This window comes from Bradyrhizobium algeriense (assembly GCF_003062295.1).
Taxonomy (GTDB): Bacteria; Pseudomonadota; Alphaproteobacteria; order Rhizobiales; family Xanthobacteraceae; genus Bradyrhizobium; species Bradyrhizobium algeriense.
Genome location: NZ_PYCN01000148.1, coordinates 1 through 1,223, shown reverse-complemented (window position 1 = coordinate 1,223; position 1,223 = coordinate 1). Strand labels below are relative to the sequence as shown.

The following is a 1,223-nucleotide window of genomic DNA, read 5'->3' as shown; positions in this document are numbered from 1 at the left end:
ACGCCGTTGCAGTGCGGGCAGGAGGGAGAAGAGGTCGTCGGCACAAGCGACCGCGGTCTTTTTGCCGTTAATCAAGCAGAGACTTTCGCTCCGGATCCCATCGCTCTCGGTCACGGCGAGAAATATCGCGATCTTGCCGACCAGGATGCGGATAAGTGTCGGGTCCGACATGAAGTAGAAACTCCAACTGCGGAAGAGGAAGCGCAACACGGGCCGGCCGATGAGGGGGCAGTAAAGCAATGGCGCGAGCGCGAGGCCGAAGATCATACGTTCGAGGGCTCAAAAGCCCATCAGACAGAACCTGCGCTGAAACCGGAAGAAGACGAGGCCGTGGCGCGCCAGCGCGCACTGCTCAACCGGATTATCTCATTGCAGAAGCGCTTGTCGTCCCAATCTGACTTGACCTAATGACAGATCGTCGGCGCCGGTGACCGGCCCGCGGCGATAGACGCCCGAACGCGCCAGATTCAGCAGCGCACATTGCCGGCGAACCGACAAACTCTCGCCTGGCCGCTCGACCATCGCCCTGCGCTCGGGGACACTCATCGCCCGGGCGTCCTGGCCAAGAAATCCCTTTCAACCGTCAACTGGCCGATCTTGGTATAGAGCTTCGCCGTCTCGCGCTCATGCTCCTCCTCGCCATCCCCCAAGGCGCTCGCGCCGCGCGCGAAAAGGCTCGTCAAATTGTCGAGAACCTGCGAACCTGCTTCTTCCAGCCATAGACCTGGTTCCTGGTTCGGGTGAACGCCGTGCAACAGAGCCAGCTCCGGCACCGTCGCTACCTCGCGGAGGGCCTCCAGGGCAACTTTGGCCTTGAATGCGGCATCAACTTCTTGCGTGATTTGGTCATATCCGTACTCCATCGGTTGAGACAGAGCAGGACGCTTCACACCTTAACGATTGGTCCTATTTCCGGGGTCCACTTCAGTACGTCGCTAAACACAATCAATTCCCACTCGCCTTTCGCTGCACAATACTTCAAACAAACGGATGTACGACACTACCCCTCTATCTTCTTTTCACGACAAGGGTCGGACGACACATGAAGCTTTTGACGTGTTGCTCTTTCAAGGGAGGCGCAGGCAAGACGACAGCGAGAGCCGGCTCCGCAAATTTGAACAGGTCGGTAAGTGGAGTTTCTGCCTGACAGCGGGCACGCTGGTGCCTGCGAATCAGGAGCGACGATGAGCAGACGAGCACGCCGAAACCACACACCGGCCTTC

The 1,223-nt window shown here is 58.8% G+C and carries 3 protein-coding genes; 2 read left to right on the top strand and 1 reads right to left on the bottom strand.

Translation table 11 applies throughout. The features are described from left to right. The coding region (locus C7G61_RS45460; protein ID WP_190242284.1) for a hypothetical protein at positions 1-408 on the top strand (408 nt) is incomplete at its 5' end. Between the two features lie 134 nt (positions 409-542). On the opposite strand, the gene C7G61_RS42785 is transcribed toward C7G61_RS45460, so the two are convergent. Beyond that, a complete protein-coding gene (locus C7G61_RS42785; protein WP_145963829.1) occupies positions 543-890 on the bottom strand; it encodes a hypothetical protein in 348 nt (115 codons plus the stop codon). Between the two features lie 152 nt (positions 891-1,042). On the opposite strand from C7G61_RS42785, the gene C7G61_RS47795 reads away from it, so the two are divergent. Further along, entirely contained in the window at positions 1,043-1,147 is a 105-nt protein-coding gene (locus C7G61_RS47795) for a hypothetical protein (RefSeq protein ID WP_190242283.1), read from the top strand. The last annotated feature ends 76 nt before the right edge of the window (positions 1,148-1,223 follow it).